Annotated in this window: 15 protein-coding genes; 9 read left to right on the forward strand and 6 right to left on the reverse strand. The window is 68.7% G+C overall.

The window, feature by feature from the left end:
• Position 1: 1 nt before the first annotated feature.
• Positions 2-1,273 (reverse strand): DNA primase, encoded by a 1,272-nt coding sequence (locus tag HALDL1_13900; protein AHG04558.1) that lies wholly within the window; start codon positions 1,271-1,273, stop codon positions 2-4.
• 220 nt (positions 1,274-1,493) lie between these two features.
• Between HALDL1_13900 and HALDL1_13905 the strand changes: the two genes are divergently transcribed.
• On the forward strand, positions 1,494-1,703 hold the full coding sequence (locus HALDL1_13905; protein ID AHG04559.1) for a hypothetical protein: 210 nt from the start codon (positions 1,494-1,496) through the stop codon (positions 1,701-1,703).
• Positions 1,700-3,214: a sodium:solute symporter gene (locus HALDL1_13910; protein ID AHG04560.1), complete on the forward strand. Its 1,515-nt coding sequence runs from the start codon at positions 1,700-1,702 to the stop codon at positions 3,212-3,214. Before HALDL1_13905 ends, HALDL1_13910 begins: the two co-directional genes overlap by 4 nt.
• A 10-nt stretch (positions 3,215-3,224) precedes the next feature.
• Here HALDL1_13910 and HALDL1_13915 read toward each other — a convergent pair whose 3' ends face one another.
• Positions 3,225-3,503 carry a hypothetical protein gene (locus HALDL1_13915; GenBank protein AHG04561.1) on the reverse strand — a complete coding sequence of 93 codons (279 nt, stop codon included), beginning with the start codon at positions 3,501-3,503 and terminating at the stop codon, positions 3,225-3,227.
• A gap of 210 nt (positions 3,504-3,713) precedes the next feature.
• On the opposite strand from HALDL1_13915, the gene HALDL1_13920 reads away from it, so the two are divergent.
• The 3 genes from HALDL1_13920 to HALDL1_13930 all read left to right on the forward strand — a co-directional run bounded on the left by HALDL1_13920 (position 3,714) and on the right by HALDL1_13930 (position 5,999).
• Positions 3,714-4,499, forward strand: a complete 786-nt coding sequence (locus tag HALDL1_13920) for a hypothetical protein (GenBank protein AHG04562.1) — start codon at positions 3,714-3,716, stop codon at positions 4,497-4,499.
• Entirely contained in the window at positions 4,454-5,032 is a 579-nt protein-coding gene (locus HALDL1_13925; protein ID AHG04563.1) for an isochorismatase, read from the forward strand. Before HALDL1_13920 ends, HALDL1_13925 begins: the two co-directional genes overlap by 46 nt.
• Before the next feature lie 70 nt (positions 5,033-5,102).
• Positions 5,103-5,999, forward strand: coding sequence for a hypothetical protein (locus HALDL1_13930; protein AHG04564.1), 897 nt, complete (start codon positions 5,103-5,105; stop codon positions 5,997-5,999).
• 169 nt (positions 6,000-6,168) lie between these two features.
• On the opposite strand, the gene HALDL1_13935 is transcribed toward HALDL1_13930, so the two are convergent.
• Positions 6,169-7,617 carry a hypothetical protein gene (locus tag HALDL1_13935; protein AHG04565.1) on the reverse strand — a complete coding sequence of 483 codons (1,449 nt, stop codon included), beginning with the start codon at positions 7,615-7,617 and terminating at the stop codon, positions 6,169-6,171.
• A gap of 324 nt (positions 7,618-7,941) precedes the next feature.
• Between HALDL1_13935 and HALDL1_13940 the strand changes: the two genes are divergently transcribed.
• Positions 7,942-8,220, forward strand: a complete 279-nt coding sequence (locus HALDL1_13940) for a DNA-binding protein (GenBank protein ID AHG04566.1) — start codon at positions 7,942-7,944, stop codon at positions 8,218-8,220.
• 63 nt (positions 8,221-8,283) lie between these two features.
• On the forward strand, positions 8,284-8,565 hold the full coding sequence (locus HALDL1_13945; GenBank protein AHG04567.1) for a hypothetical protein: 282 nt from the start codon (positions 8,284-8,286) through the stop codon (positions 8,563-8,565).
• Between the two features lie 121 nt (positions 8,566-8,686).
• On the opposite strand, the gene HALDL1_13950 is transcribed toward HALDL1_13945, so the two are convergent.
• The 3 genes from HALDL1_13950 to HALDL1_13960 all read right to left on the reverse strand — a co-directional run bounded on the left by HALDL1_13950 (position 8,687) and on the right by HALDL1_13960 (position 11,312).
• The gene (locus HALDL1_13950) at positions 8,687-9,415 is read right to left on the reverse strand and encodes a glucose-6-phosphatase (protein AHG04568.1); all 729 of its coding nucleotides are present in this window, start codon (positions 9,413-9,415) and stop codon (positions 8,687-8,689) included.
• Between the two features lie 114 nt (positions 9,416-9,529).
• Entirely contained in the window at positions 9,530-10,582 is a 1,053-nt protein-coding gene (locus HALDL1_13955; protein ID AHG04569.1) for a hypothetical protein, read from the reverse strand.
• A 40-nt stretch (positions 10,583-10,622) separates the two neighbouring features.
• Positions 10,623-11,312 carry a hypothetical protein gene (locus HALDL1_13960; protein AHG04570.1) on the reverse strand — a complete coding sequence of 230 codons (690 nt, stop codon included), beginning with the start codon at positions 11,310-11,312 and terminating at the stop codon, positions 10,623-10,625.
• Positions 11,313-11,635: 323 nt separating this feature from the next.
• Between HALDL1_13960 and HALDL1_13965 the strand changes: the two genes are divergently transcribed.
• Together HALDL1_13965 and HALDL1_13970 are read left to right on the forward strand one after the other, a co-directional pair.
• A complete protein-coding gene (locus HALDL1_13965; GenBank protein ID AHG04571.1) occupies positions 11,636-12,544 on the forward strand; it encodes a pyridoxal biosynthesis protein in 909 nt (302 codons plus the stop codon).
• A 404-nt stretch (positions 12,545-12,948) separates the two neighbouring features.
• Complete coding sequence (locus tag HALDL1_13970) at positions 12,949-14,151, forward strand: 2-isopropylmalate synthase (GenBank protein AHG04572.1); 1,203 nt, start codon at positions 12,949-12,951, stop codon at positions 14,149-14,151.
• Positions 14,152-14,297 lie beyond the last annotated feature (146 nt).

Raw genomic sequence — 14,297 nt, forward strand, 5'->3', positions numbered from 1 at the left:
CCTAGTACTGGTCGGCGGTGTGGACCCGCACGCTCGCGGGCTGTTTGACGAACTCACCGCTGTCGGGGCCGACCAGCGTGCCGACGCCGCGCTGGGCCGCCAAGTCGAGGAGTCGCTGCGTGATTGTGTCGTCGACGACGAGGAACCGCGGCACTTCGTCGGCGTCCGCCAGCGCGTCGAAGGCGTCGGCCGCGTCCGTCTCTCGGAGCACGCGGAGTTCCTCGTCGAGCATACGGGCGCTATCCGCGCCCACCACTTCCGCGACGTGGTCGGCGAACGTCTTCGACGCCGGGTCCGGGCTCGCGCCGCCACTCGTCGCGGGGGCTGGCGTCGCGCTCCCGTCGGTGGCCGCCGTCGCCTCGTCGTCGCTGCGGGGCTGCTCCGGCTCGTTCGCGGGCTCTTCGGCCTCGGTCGCCCCGTCCGCCACGGTGTCGGCCGCAGCCTCGAGCGGGCCATCGCCGTCCCCGTCGTCGCCGGCGACTGACGCCGGCTTCTTCTCGCGGAGCGCGGCGTCGACGGCCGCCCGCGAGAGGTCCTCGACGGACTCGCCGCGGGGCGCTCGCGCGACGAAGTCCACGTCGCCGACCTGCTGGAGCTCCCGGCGGATGAGGTCGCCACCGCGGTCGCCGTCGAGGAACGTGGTGACTGTGCGCTTCCGGGTGAGGTCCGCGATCTCGTCCGGGACGTTCGTCCCCTCGACGGCGACGGCGTTCTTGATGCCGTACTGGAGGAGGTTGACGACGTCCGCGCGCCCCTCCACGACGACCACCGCGTCGCTCGTCTCCACGTTCGGACCCGACGGGTAGCCCTCGTACTCGGTGATGTCCTCGATGCGGACGCTCTCGCGGACCTCTTCGAGGATGTCCTCGGAGTCGATGGTCCCCTCGTCGAACGCCGTCGACAGCAGTTCCTTCGCGCGGTCGACGACCTCGCGGCGCTTGGCGGCGCGCACGTCCTCGATGCGCTGGACCTCGACCTGGGCGCGGCACGGGCCGATGCGCTCGATGGCCTCGAGTGCGGCCGCGAGCGTCGCCGTCTCGACGCGGTCCAGGCTCGACGCGATGGTGATGTGACCGAACGACTGGCCGCCCTCGCTGTCGACGGAGACGTCGATGCGGCCGAGTTTCGCGGAGTCCTGCAGGTCGCGGATGTCGAGGCCGTCGCCGAGCAACCCCTCGGTCTGGCCGAACGCCGCGCCGACGACGTCGCTGCGCTCGACGACGCCGTCCGCAACGAGGTCCGCGTGGATCAGGTACTTCGCGGTGTCCTCCATCGCTGTAGTTCTAGTTACGACTACGTATCGGCGTGGGAAATAGCTGTCGTGACCGGTACCACGTGCCCACCACCGGCTGCTCGCCCCCGCTGTTGGCCCGGAGAGGGTGTAGAGAGTTCGAGCGAACGTCCCGGAGTTATGTAGAGAATTTCTCTCCGGTTTGCCCGATACGTAGTTTTCAGTAACATTTAACCCAGGCGGGCGAAGATTGTCTACAATCATGACGTCGCGTGCAGCGCTCGGCTGGGGTGTCGTCTTCGCCGTGCTCGTCGCGCTGAGTATCCCCTGGTTCCTCTGGCGGAACGCAACGACCGTCGCCGGCCTGCCGGTGTGGCTCTGGTGGCACGTCGCGTGGATGGGCGTCACAGCCGCCGCGTTCGCGCTGTTCGCCCGCCGCGACTGGGGGACCTTCGTCGAGGTGGGCCGATGAGCGCGCTCCTCGAGATCGGCATCGTCGTCGCCTACATGCTCGCCGCGATGGCCGTCGGCGTCGTCGCCTACCGCGTCACCGACCGCTCCGCGGAAGACTACTACCTCGCGGGCCGGGGCCTCGGTACCGGCGTCCTGCTGTTCACCACGTTCGCCACGCTGCTGTCGGCGTTCACGTTCTTCGGCGGCCCGAACATCGCGTACAAATTCGGCCCCGAGTGGATTCTCGTGATGGGGCTGATGGACGGCGTGCTCTTCGGCCTGCTGTGGTACGTGCTGGGCTACCGGCAGTGGCTGCTCGGGCGCGCCCACGGCTACCTCACACTCGGCGAGATGCTCGGCGACCGGTTCGGCTCCCGGACGCTGCGCGGCCTCGTCGCCGGCGTCAGCATCCTCTGGCTGTTCCCGTACGTGATGCTCCAGCAGGTCGGCGCCGGCACCGCCCTCGAAGCGCTCACCGACGGCGTCGTTCCCTACTGGGCCGGCGCGGGCTTCATCACTCTGTTCATGATCGCGTACGTGGTTCTCTCGGGGATGCGCGGCGTCGCGTGGACGGACACCCTCCAGGGCGTGTTCATGCTCACGATCACGTGGCTCGCGTTCGCCTGGGTCGCCATCGAAATCTCGTCCAGCGGACCGCTCGCGGCCGCACTCCCTACCGAGTACAAGGCGCTCGGCGGCGGCGTCTACTCCCCGCAGTGGCTGCTCTCGCAGGCCGTCGGCATCGCGTTCGGCGTGACGATGTTCCCGCAGGTGAACCAGCGGTTCTTCGTCGGGCGGTCCGAGAAAGTGCTGAAGCGGACGTTCGCGCTCTGGCCCGTGCTCGTCGTGTTGCTGTTCGTCCCGGCGTTCCTGCTCGGGTCCTGGGCGCAGGGCGTCGGCCTCGCGCTCCCCGAGGGCGGTAACATCCTCCCAGTGCTCCTGAACGAGTACACCCCCGGCTGGTTCGCGGCACTCGTCGTCGCTGGCGCGCTGGCGGCGATGATGAGTTCCTCGGACTCGATGCTGCTGTCGGGGTCGTCGTACCTCACCCGCGACATCTACCGGCCGTTCGTGAACGCCGACGCCGGCGAGGCCCGCGAGAATCTGCTCGGGCGCGCCGGCGTCGTCGTCTTCGCGCTCTCCACGTTCGCGGTCAGCCTCTTCGAACCCGGCACGCTGGTGGAACTCGGTGAGACGGCGTTCGGCGGCTTCGCCCAGCTAGCCCTCCCCGTCACCGTGGCGCTCTACTGGCGCGGGACGACGAAGTCCGGGATGCTCGCTGGCGTCGCCGGCAGCCAGGCGTTCTACCTCTGGACCGTCTTCGGCCCGAGCGTCTACGTCGACTCGCTGACCGTCCTCGGCACGACGTTCGTGAACGTCCCCATCCTCGCTGACGCCTACTGGGGCTGGTTCGCCTCCATCGTCGGCATGGTCCTGGGTCTCGTGCTCACTGTCGGCGTCTCCGCGGTCACCACGCCGTCGACGACGGAGAACGAGGCCGCCTACTTCGACCCGCTGCGAGCCGACTGACCGCCGGGCGCTACTCGTCGAGGTACGTCGCGACCCACTCCTGGTGGTCACGTAGGCGCCGGTCGCCCGCCGCCGTCAGCGAGAGACGGTCGTGGATGCCGTCTACCTCCCGCTCGATGATGCCCGCGGACTCCAGTTTCCGGACCGAGCCGTTGAACCGCTTCGGGCGGATGCGGTCGTCGTTCTTCCGCTCGACGGCGCGCTTCACCGACTGCTGGGTCGGAGAGCCCTCGCCAGCGACGACGACGCAGACGTCCCGCCGCAGACCGGACTCCAGCCACTTGCTCATGAGCGGGGGTTGGCGCGACCGGAAGAAACCGCTGGCGGTCCCGCGCCTCGGGGCTCGAACGTGGGAGCGCGAGCAGCGTCAGTCGCTCGGCGGTCGGCGTGGTCTAACGAACGACCAGAAATCGTGTGTTCGGCAGCGTCGTTTCGAGCGTTCGTCTACCACGCGACCGCCGAGGGAAACACGGAAAGCCACCGCCTGCGCAGTGGGGGCATGAACGAGGCCGAACTCGGGGCGGTCCTCGACCACGACACCGCCGTCGAGCGCGTGGAGTCGGGCGACCTCCCGGAGTGGGCGCAGCGCCACTTCGAGAACTTCCGCGCGTCCGTGACCGGCGAGCGCGACGGGCAGCCGTTCCCGTGTTTCTTCGGGAAGGCGTCAGTCGAGGAGGGACGGCCGCTGTACGCGTTCGTCGACTCCACGACCCACCCGGACGCCCTATTCTCGCTCCGGGACGCCCTCCTGGAGTATCTCGGCGCGTTCCGCGACCACGGCGACCGGGTGAGCTTCGCGGTGTTCTTCAAACCCCCAGAGCGCCCGCTCGACGAGGCGGGCTGGCACGAGCAGTTCTGGCACGTCCTCCAGTTCCTCCACGTCGAGGACACGGAGCCGTGGCCCGAGGACATCCCGACGGACCCAGACGACCCGTACTGGGAGTTCTGCTTCGGCGGCGAACCCATCTTCCCGACCGCCCGCGCGCCGTTCTACGAGACGCGCCAGAGCCGCTACTGCCCGGTCGGTCTGGAGGTGACGTTCCAGCCCCGGGCCATCTTCGAGGGCATCACCGGCGACACGGACGCCGGCGAGCAGGCCCGCGAGCGCATCCGCAGCCGACTGGAGGAGTACGACGACGCGGCCTGCCCGCACGCGGACCTCGGCGACTGGGGGAACGAGGGCGACCGGGAGTGGCCCCAGTACCTCCTCAGCGAGGACGAGTCGGCGGCCCCGGAGACGTGCCCGCTGCAGGTGACGCCGGACGTAACGACGGGGCGAACGTGACCAGCGTCCTCCTCCTGGTGGACTTCCAGATCGGCTTCGACGACCCCGCGTACGGTGAGCGCAACAACCCCGATGCCGAGGCCAACGCCGCACGACTGCTGGCGGCGTGGCGCGAGCGCGGCGACCCCGTCGTCCACGTCCGCCACGATTCGACGGAGCGCGACAGCCCGCTCCGTGGGGACGGCCCGGGGTTCGCGTGGAAGCCCGAGACCGCGCCCGAGGGCGACGAACCCGTCTTCGTGAAGTCCGTCAACAGCGCGTTCGTCGGAACTGGACTGGAAGACTGGCTCCGCGAGCGCGGCCACGAGGAACTCGTCGTCTGCGGGCTGACGACCGACCACTGCGTCTCCACGACGACGCGGATGGCGGAGAACCTCGGCTTCGACCCGACCGTCGTCGCGGACGCCACCGCGACGTTCGGGCGTGAGACCCACGATGGAGAGCGGGTGGACGCCGAGACGAACCACCGCGTCGCGCTCGCACAGCTCCGTGGGGAGTTCGCGGACGTGGCGGCGACCGAGTCGTTACTGTAGTCGCCGCGACGCCAACTCGTCGCGGCCCGCCACGGGTAGCCTTTTGAGCGCCTTCCCCCAACACGGGGGCATGCAGACGCACGTCGTGCCGGTCGGCTTCGACTACGACCGGCTCATCGCGCCGCTGGTCCGCGAGCAGTTGACCGTGGACCGCGTCATCCTCCTCGAGGGCGCGGTCGGCAGCGAGGCGAACGTGGAGTACAGCCAGCGCATCGCCCAGAAACTCGAGGCGGACTTCCGGAACCTGCTGGGCGCGGAGACCGAGCGCGTCGCCGTGACGGACGTCTACGACTACGACGCCGCCTTCGAGCAGGCGTTCGACCTCATCGCGGACGTGCTCGACGCCGACCCCGAGGGCGAGGTGTGGGTGAACATCGCGTCGATGCCCCGCACCGTCTCGTTCGCGTTCGCGACCGCCGCCCACTCCATCATGGTCGAGCGACAGGAGGACCGCGACCGCATCCACACGTACTACACGGCCCCCGAGAAGTACCTGGAGACGGAACTCGCCGAGGAACTGCGGGCGAGCGCGGACCTGCTCGCGGAGGTCGAGGAGGGGGACGTCGACGGGAGCGAGGTCGCCGAGCGGCTGGACGCCGCCCGGGACCTGCTGGCTGAGTTCGACGAGCGCGGGACCACCATAGGCGCGAAGGAGATCGACGGCAGCCACATCGTGGAGCTCCCGGTCGCGTCGTTCTCGAACGTCAAACCGTTCGAGGAACTCATCCTGTTCACGCTCGGCGAACACGGCGAGTTCGACTCCGTCAGCGAACTCGCCGAGACGGTCGCCGCTGACCTCAGCGAGGAGTACACGGACAGCTTCCGCTCGAAGGTGACGTACACGGTGGACAAACTCGGCCCGGGCGGGAAGGGGTACGTCGAGCGCGAGGAGCGCGGGAAGTCCTACCGGACGCGGCTCTCCCGCATCGGCGAACTGTGGGTGCGGGCTCACCAGGACGAGGACTGACGCAGAGCGGACCTCGGCGACGACGCGGGGCGGCGAAGCAGACGCGGGGCTACGAGGCGGACGCGGACCAGCGAAGGAGAAACGGGAAGCGGGGTGGCGGAAAGCGGTCAGGGGGGACCGACGGCGGAGTGCGCCGGTTGTCCCGGCGCGGTGTTCTGTGGAAGGACGGTTACATCCCGCCCGTGTCCTGTGCGACGATGAGGTCGAACGGCGTGTCCGTTGGCTCGTCGTCGGGCGTGAGGTAGCCCGCCGCGAACGCCGTGTAGCCCTGGCCGCCTTCTAGACCCACGTCGAACTCCGCGGCGACGTCGCCGTCGTTGCTCTCGGTGTCGCCGCGCACCTGGATCGTGTAGTCGCCCGCTGGCACCTCGATACTGCCCGATTCGGTGTAGGCGACACCGTCGAACAGCGCGTCGCCGCTGGACGCCGCGGTCACGTCCACTGCCGGAGCGTCCGGGGAGGCGTGGACGAGACGGAGGCGGGCCGTGTCCCCGTCCGGGGCGGACGTGTCGTCCATCAGCACGAGCGGTGCGAACGGTTCGTCGGCGTCGTCGCCGACCTCGCCGGCAGCCGCGACCGTGTAGGCCTGGCCGCTCTCGAAGGAGACGCTCCCCTCGAACACCGACGCGTCCGCGTCGCCGGCGGCCGTGATCTCGACGTGGCGTTCGCCGGCGGGGACCTCGAGGTAGTCGCTGACGGCCCCGAACGGGACGTCCTCCAGCACTGCGCTCTCGTCGACGTAGACGTCGACGTTCGGCGCGTTCGGCGAGAGGTGCGCGACCCGGACGTGTGCGGGGTCGTCCATCCCGTCGCCAGTCGAATCACCGCCCGCGTCCTGGGCGACGATCAGGTCGAACGGCGTGTCGGCTGGTTCGTCGTCGGGCGTGAGGTAGCCCGCCGCGAACGCGGTGTACACTGAGCCACCGCTCAGACTCACGTCGAACTCCGCGGCGACGTCGCCGTCGTTGCTCTCAGTGTCGCCGCGGACCTCCAGCGTGTAGTCGCCCGCCGGAACCTCGACGTACTCCGAGCCGCCGTACTCGACGCCGTCGAACAGCGCGTCGCCGCTGGACGCCGCGGTGACGTCCACTGCCGGAGCGTCCGGGGAGGCGTGAACCAGACGGACGCGAGCGGTCTCCTCACCCGGGTTACTGTTGTCGTCCGCCAGCACGAGCGGTTCGAACGGCTGGTCGGCGCCCTCGCCGACCTCTCCCGCCGCCGCGATGGTGTACTCGCCGTCGGCCTCGACGGGGACGGCCCCGGAGAAGACGACCGTGTCCGGGTCGCTGGCCGCCGTTATCTCGACCTGTCGCTCGCCGGCGGGGACTTCGAGGTAGTCGCTGACGGTCCCGAACGGCACGTCCTCGAGGACCGCCGAGTCGTCGACGTAGACGTCGACGTTCGGCGCGTTCGGCGAGACGTGTGCGACGCGGACCGCCGCGGTGCCCGAGGGCTCCTCGGTCGTCTCCGACGCCGTGGTCGTCTCCGTCGTCTCGGTCGTCGTGTCGATACCACCCGCTGGGTCGTCCTCGTCGGCGCCGCTGCAGCCAGCGAGGCCGACGGTGACGCCAGCCCCGATGCCGAGCAGAATCCGACGCCGCGTAGTGTCTTTTGACATCCAACAGAACGTGAGACTGTCAGCGTGATAGTAGATTTCGTGACTCGGTCTCAACTCTCCCCCAAATCACGCCAGAATGTATCTAGAGCCGTTCTCGGCCGCGTCCCGAGGTTCTGTCGAAAGGGTTTTGGCGGTGATTTGCGGACGTACCGACGTGGATTCCACGTCCCCCCTCGCCCGCGTCACTGGGCACCGACTGACGGGCCGACGCTCGCCCGGCGGGCAGTGTCCCCGCAGCAGCGCCACGGCCGGGTCCGTGCGGGTGGCTCAGCGAGGCGGGGCGTCGGTGGATTCTTGCATTCAGCCGACGAATCGACGCAGAGGATGGATACGGTGCTCTGGCAGACGCTCGCCGGTACGCGCGGAGGGCCGAACCGGGCCCGTATCCTCAGCGCCCTGGACGACAAACCCCGGAACGCCAACCAGCTCGCCGACGACCTCGAACTGGCGTACAACACGGTCCGGTACCACCTCGACGTACTCGAGGAGAACCAGGTCGTCACCAGCAGCGAGGCCAGCTACGGCTCCGTCTACCTCCCGAGCGACAGGGCGCGCCACAACTGGGAGACCGTCGAGACGATACTCACACAGGTTGATGACTGACATGACTGTCGAACGACCCCGGCGCCGGCGCGCGGCAACCAACAGAGCGTGGAGGGACCCGGCGTGAGCCTCGTGCTGAACGCGGCCAGAGTCGCCGCCGCGACGAACATCCTGCTGCTGGGCGTGCTCGTCGCCATCTGGGTCCGGACGTACCGCGAGATCCGCGCCCCGCTCACGCTCGGGTCCATCGTGTTCGCGGTGTTCCTCCTGGCCGAGAACGTCGTCGCGCTCTACTTCTACCTCGACCCACCAGTGCTGCCGTCTATCGCCGTTGAGGTGATGATGGTGCTGCAGGTGCTCGAGACCGTCGGCATCGCCGCGCTCACCTACGTCACCTGGAAGTGACCCCGAAGCCGGCGTAGGTATCGAGCGTCCGAATCGACTCCGCGGCAGGTTCTCGGGGTGGGCAGCGTCGTTCTGCGCACTCACCTGGTAACGAATAGTCGGAAGCCGCTTCCCCCGCCAGCTACAGCCTTCGCGCTGCAGACGGGGTAGCAGTCCGGTTGGCGACCTCCCAAACTCCGACGCCGACGGCGGCCGCGACGACGGCCAACGCGGCGCTGGCCGTCGCCGCCGTCGCGACGGCGAGCACCCCGAGCGTGCCCGCGCAGGCCAGCGCCCGCCTCGGGTACTCTCTCCCCAGTCGAGTCATCACCGCGAGGAACAGCACCCCGACGGCGACGCCGGCAACGACATCGACGACGTAGTGGACGCCGAGGAACACCCTTGACAGGGCGACCAGCGCGACGAGGAGCCCCGCGACCACGAACCGGCGACGCCCCCACGTCTCGAGTACCAGCGCGGCACCACCGAACACCGCCGTCGACTTCGCCGCGTGGCCGCTCGGGAAGCCGAACCCGTCGGCGGTCACCAGCGACTCGTACACGGGGTCGGCCACTGCGGGGAGCCACGCCGGGAGCGTAGCCGTCGCGGCCCCCGGTGGCCGTGGGAGACCGAACGTGTGTTTGAGGAGCAGCGTGAGCGCGTACCCGCCGATGGCGAGCGAAAGCAGGAACAGGCTGTCTCCCAGCGGGCGCTCTACCCGGAGCACGCCGCGCCTACCGAGCCAGTAGAACGCTGCGATACCGACGAGGACGAACCACATGTCGCCGAACTGGGTGACGAGTCCGGCGACGGCGACAACCCACTCCGGAAGCTCCGTCACGACAGACAGTTCCCCTACGCCACGCGGCATCCGCGTTCCCTCCAGTTCATCCTCTCGGGGTAGAGAGCCCCTCTATTTAGGCGTTGGCGAACTGTCTGCAGGCCGACCGTTCGGTAGCAGGCGGTTCGTCGGGCGAGACTCCGGCTAGAACCCGAAGCCGGAGTGGTCCTCGGGCACGCTAATCGGACTCTTCGGCAGTCGCTCGGGGAGGTCGGCATCGTTGTACGCGCCCGGCGCGACGTCGTTCGGACCGTCGGCGTAGAACACCGACGCGAGTTCCTGTATCTGGCCGCGCCCGACGGAGAGTTCGAACTGGCCGCCGCCGTACAGCGATACGTCCTCGTCCAGCGCCCACTCGATGGTCTCCAGCAGCGACTCGACGGTGCCGAACCGCGAGGGCTTGACGTTCAGCCAGTCGGGCTCGAACGGCAACCCCCGGACGTCGTCCATGCCGTGAATCGGCGCGTCCCAGGAGACGCGGTCGGTGTGTTCCTCGACAATGGGCGTCGTCGCCTCGTCGAGCGCCGGGTCCTCGACGACGGCGTCGGGGAACGTCTCGAAGACGCGCTCGTAGAGCCGGGGGTCAGGGGACTGGTCGACGTCGGTGCCCTCGTAGCGGCCCTTCAGGTCGAGGATGCGGACGGCCTCGGTGTCAGCGAGGTAGTCGAACGTCTCACCCGGCCAGTCGGCGGTCGGGTCGACTTTCAGTTCGGCGCCGGGGTAGCGCTCGAACAGCGTCTCCATCCGGGACGTGTCGCCCTCGGGGAGTCGGCTGCTGACGACGAAGCGCACGGGGTCCAGCGAGCGGTCCAGGCGGTCGGCGAGCGTCGCGTCAGTCTGACGGAGCGCCAGGTCGAGGGCGGCGGCCTCGAACCCCCAGCGGCGGTAGTCCCGGAAGTCGTCTCGCTCGGGGCCGCCCGTGGGCCAGAGGTCGGTATCGTCGAGCGCCTGCGAGAACTCCGCGAACGTGTACTCGCCCGCGAGGTCGAAGGCGTCGTCGCCTCGCTCGTCCCACCACGCCTCCAGTGCGTCGTGGTGGTCCATCTCGTAGGTCACGTCCTCGCCGCGGCCCGTCTCGCCGTCTCCGCGGAAGGTGACGATGGTCGTTGCCCGCGCGAACGCCGGCGTCTCGCGCTCGACGCGTTCGAGTTCGACTGATTCGACGGTCAGTGGGAGGTCCGCGACGGCGTCGTACATGGCTGGTCTGTCGCGGGCAATCGTGAAAAACCCGTGCGCCTCAGTCGGTGCTACGACCGTCGACGCCGCGTGTTTCCAGCGTCTTCACGCGGGTCACGAGCGCGAGGAACGTGGCGAGGAGTGTGAGCGTGACGGCGGCCGCGGCGGCGAGGTCGTGGGCGTGCAGCGAGTGGTCGAAGACGCCGTCGACGAGTTCCGCGCGCAGCAGCGTGTGGTGGGGGCCGCCGGCGACCTGGAGGAAGTAGTCCACGAGGTCGTTGAAGCCGTACCAGCCGACGGCGACGGCGACGGCGCCGACGGAGAACGTCGCGTAGCGGTGGATGAGGAACGCCTGAACCGCCATCCCGACGTGACTCACGACGAGGAACCAGTACATCGCCCACCAGAGGCCTGCCTGGCCGTTGACGACCAGTTGGACGAACGGCGTCCACAGCCCGAGTTTGAGACAGCCGAAGAACGCCAGCGCGTGGAGCCAGTCGGCGTCGTAGTCGAGTTTGTAGGCGGCCAACGACAGCGCGATGAACAGCGTCGCGACGGGGCTGTCGGGGACGAGCGCCCACGCGAGCAGCGGTGTCTCCACGAACTGGACCCGGTAGTACCAGAAGCCGAAGGCGGTCCCCGCGATGTTGATGGCGACGATGACCCACGCGAACCGGAGTGCCAGACCCTCAAGCCACTCGGGGAGCGGCGCGACGTACCACGGCAGCGACGCCCGTGACGGCAGCGACATACCCCGACCGTTCTCCGCCTGGGCCATAGCCTTGGTGGGTCTGCGGCGCGTCCGGTTGGTCGACTCGCCGGCAGTCATCGCTCCAGCCGGCTACCCTTCGCCCGGGTGGATTGAAAGGGCGAGGTGGTCTGGAGGAACCCCGGGGAAGCAAGGACCACAGCGAGTGGAACGAGCGAGGACCGCAGCGACCCGCGGGAGTCCAGACCACCGAGGGCTTTCTAGCGTTGTCGAATCGACGAGAGGAGCGAGCAGCAGTTACCCCCAAACCAGCCCCCCGTTCCGCAACCGCCCCAGTTAAGCGGCGGCCCCCGCTACGTACGCGTATGGCTACCGAGACCGACCTCGAGGACCTGCGGCGCGGCAGCGACCTCGTGAAGCGCGGCTTCGCGAAGATGCAGAAGGGCGGCGTCATCATGGACGTCGTCGACGCAGAACAGGCGAAGATAGCGGAGGAGGCCGGCGCGGTCGCAGTGATGGCGCTGGAGGCCGTCCCGGCGGACATCCGGAAGCGTGGCGGCGTCGCGCGGATGGCCGACCCCGCGGACGTGAGCGAGATCGTCGACTCCGTCTCCATCCCGGTGATGGGGAAGTCCCGCATCGGCCACACGAAGGAGGCAGAGATTCTCCAGGCGGTTGGCGTGGACATGATCGACGAGTCCGAGGTGCTGACGCCCGCGGACGACAAGTACCACATCGACAAGCGCGACTTCACCGCGCCGTTCGTCTGTGGCGCGCGGAACCTCGGCGAGGCGCTCCGGCGCATCGACGAGGGCGCGGCGATGATCCGCACGAAGGGCGAGGCCGGCACGGGCGACGTGAACCAGGCCGTCCACCACCAGCGCACCATCAAGAGCGCAATCCGTGAACTCGAGGGGATGACCCACGAGGAGCGCGAGCACTACGCACGCGACATCGAGGCGCCCGCGGAACTCGTCCACGAGACCGCCGAGATGGGGCGACTGCCGGTCGTGAACTTCGCGGCGGGCGGCATCGCGACGCCCGCGGACGCGGCGCTGATGATGCACCACGAGTGCGACGGCATCTTCGTCGGCTCCGGCATCTTCGGCGCGGAGGACCCCGAATCGATGGGACGCGCCATCGTCGACGCCGTGAACAACTGGGACGACCCCGAGCGACTCGCAGACATCTCTTCGAACATCGGCTCCGGCATGAAGGGCGAGGCGAACGCCGACCTGCCCGAGGAGGAGAAGATGCAGGGCCGCGGGAACTGAGCGCACAGACCCGCTTTTCAACGGGCGCTTCACCGCGCGCTGCCAGCGGCACCGCTGCGAGCCGTGTAACTCCGATACGTCGACCGCGCGGCTCGCGGGCCACTTCGTTCATCGTTCACTCAGGCCGCGGTCTCGCTGCGCTCGACCGCGCGCCCGCCCACCACCCCCCGAAAACACCCCCAATTCGAGACCGAACCGCGGGGATTTCTCGGTGAACCGACAACCAGACGTACCCAGGCATCCCAAGACCTATTATCTCCTTTGAGGCGCCGCCATCTTGCGATTCGCGGAATCGTGCCCCGACGACCGTGAACGATCCCCGCGCGTCAGCCTCTGTCAGGGGGAAACATGTATAAGCGAGGGGCGCTCCGAGTCAATCACGATGTCTCACAACGAGGCGCCCGGTGCAAGTCCGGGGGAACGGGTTCTTCGAGGGCACGTTAGCCCAGCGTAACGAGTTCGAGAAAGTACGAGTTTTCGATACGACGCTCCGCGACGGCGAGCAGACGCCACGGACCTCATTCGACTACGACGACAAGCGCACCATAGCCGCTGCGCTGGACGACGCGAACGTCCACGTCATCGAGGCCGGATTCCCAGCCAACAGTGAGGCCGAGGCCGAGGCAGCCGCGGACATCGCCGACTCGACCGACGCCGCGACCTGCGGGCTCGCCCGTGTCGTGGAGTCGGACGTCGAGGCGGCCGTAAACGCGGGCGTGGACATGGTCCACGTGTTCGCCTCCACGAGCGACGTCCAGATCGAGGACTCGATGCACACAACGAGAGAACAGGTAGTAGAGCGCTCCGTCGCAGCGGTCGAGCAGGCCGCTGCATCCGGCGCCGACGTCATGTTCTCGCCGATGGACGCCACCCGCACCGACCCCGCGTTCCTCGCGGAGATCGTCGAAGCGGTCGACGAGGTCGGCATCGAGTGGATCAACATCCCAGACACCTGCGGGGTCGCCACGCCGCGGCGGTTCGGCGACCTCGTCGAGTTCGTCGGCGAGCACACCGACGCCCGCATCGACGTGCACACGCACGACGACTTCGGCCTCGCCACCGCGAACGCGCTGGCGGGCGTCGAAGCCGGTGCGGACCAGGTGCAGGTGTCGGTCAACGGCATCGGCGAACGCGCCGGCAACGCGGCCTTCGAAGAGGTCGTGATGAGCGCCGAGAGCGTCTACGGCGCCGACACCGGCATCGACACGACCGCCATCGCGGACCTGTCGAAGCTGGTCGCCGAGCGCTCTTCGGTGCCGATTCCGGTGAACAAGTCCATCGTCGGGGCGAACGCGTTCGCCCACGAGTCGGGCATTCACGCCGCGGGCGTCATCGAGAACAGCGAGACGTTCGAGCCGGGCGTCATGACCCCCGAGATGGTCGGCGCCCAGCGCGAAGTCGTGCTCGGGAAACACTCCGGCACGCACGCCGTACGCAAGCACCTGCAGGAGGCGGGCTACGACCCCTCCGACACGGAGGTACGGGCGGTCACCAAGAAGGTGAAGGCCCACGCCAGCGACGAAGACGTCGTTACGGAGGCAGACCTGCGGGCGTTCGCAGGCGAGGTCGGCGTCGAGCGCGCCACCGAAGAGGTGCACGCGAAATGAGCGGCAACGCTTGCGCGACCAGCAACGGCTTTATGCGACGAGCTACTGCTGGCACGTACGATGCAGTCGCACACCGCACTCCCCGGTTCGTCCGTGGTCAGCGGTGTGGCTGTCGGTATTGTAGGGGCGTAAGCTACCCCTATCAC

The sequence above is a fragment of the Halobacterium sp. DL1 genome (genome assembly GCA_000230955.3).
Classification (GTDB): domain Archaea; phylum Halobacteriota; class Halobacteria; order Halobacteriales; family Halobacteriaceae; genus Halobacterium.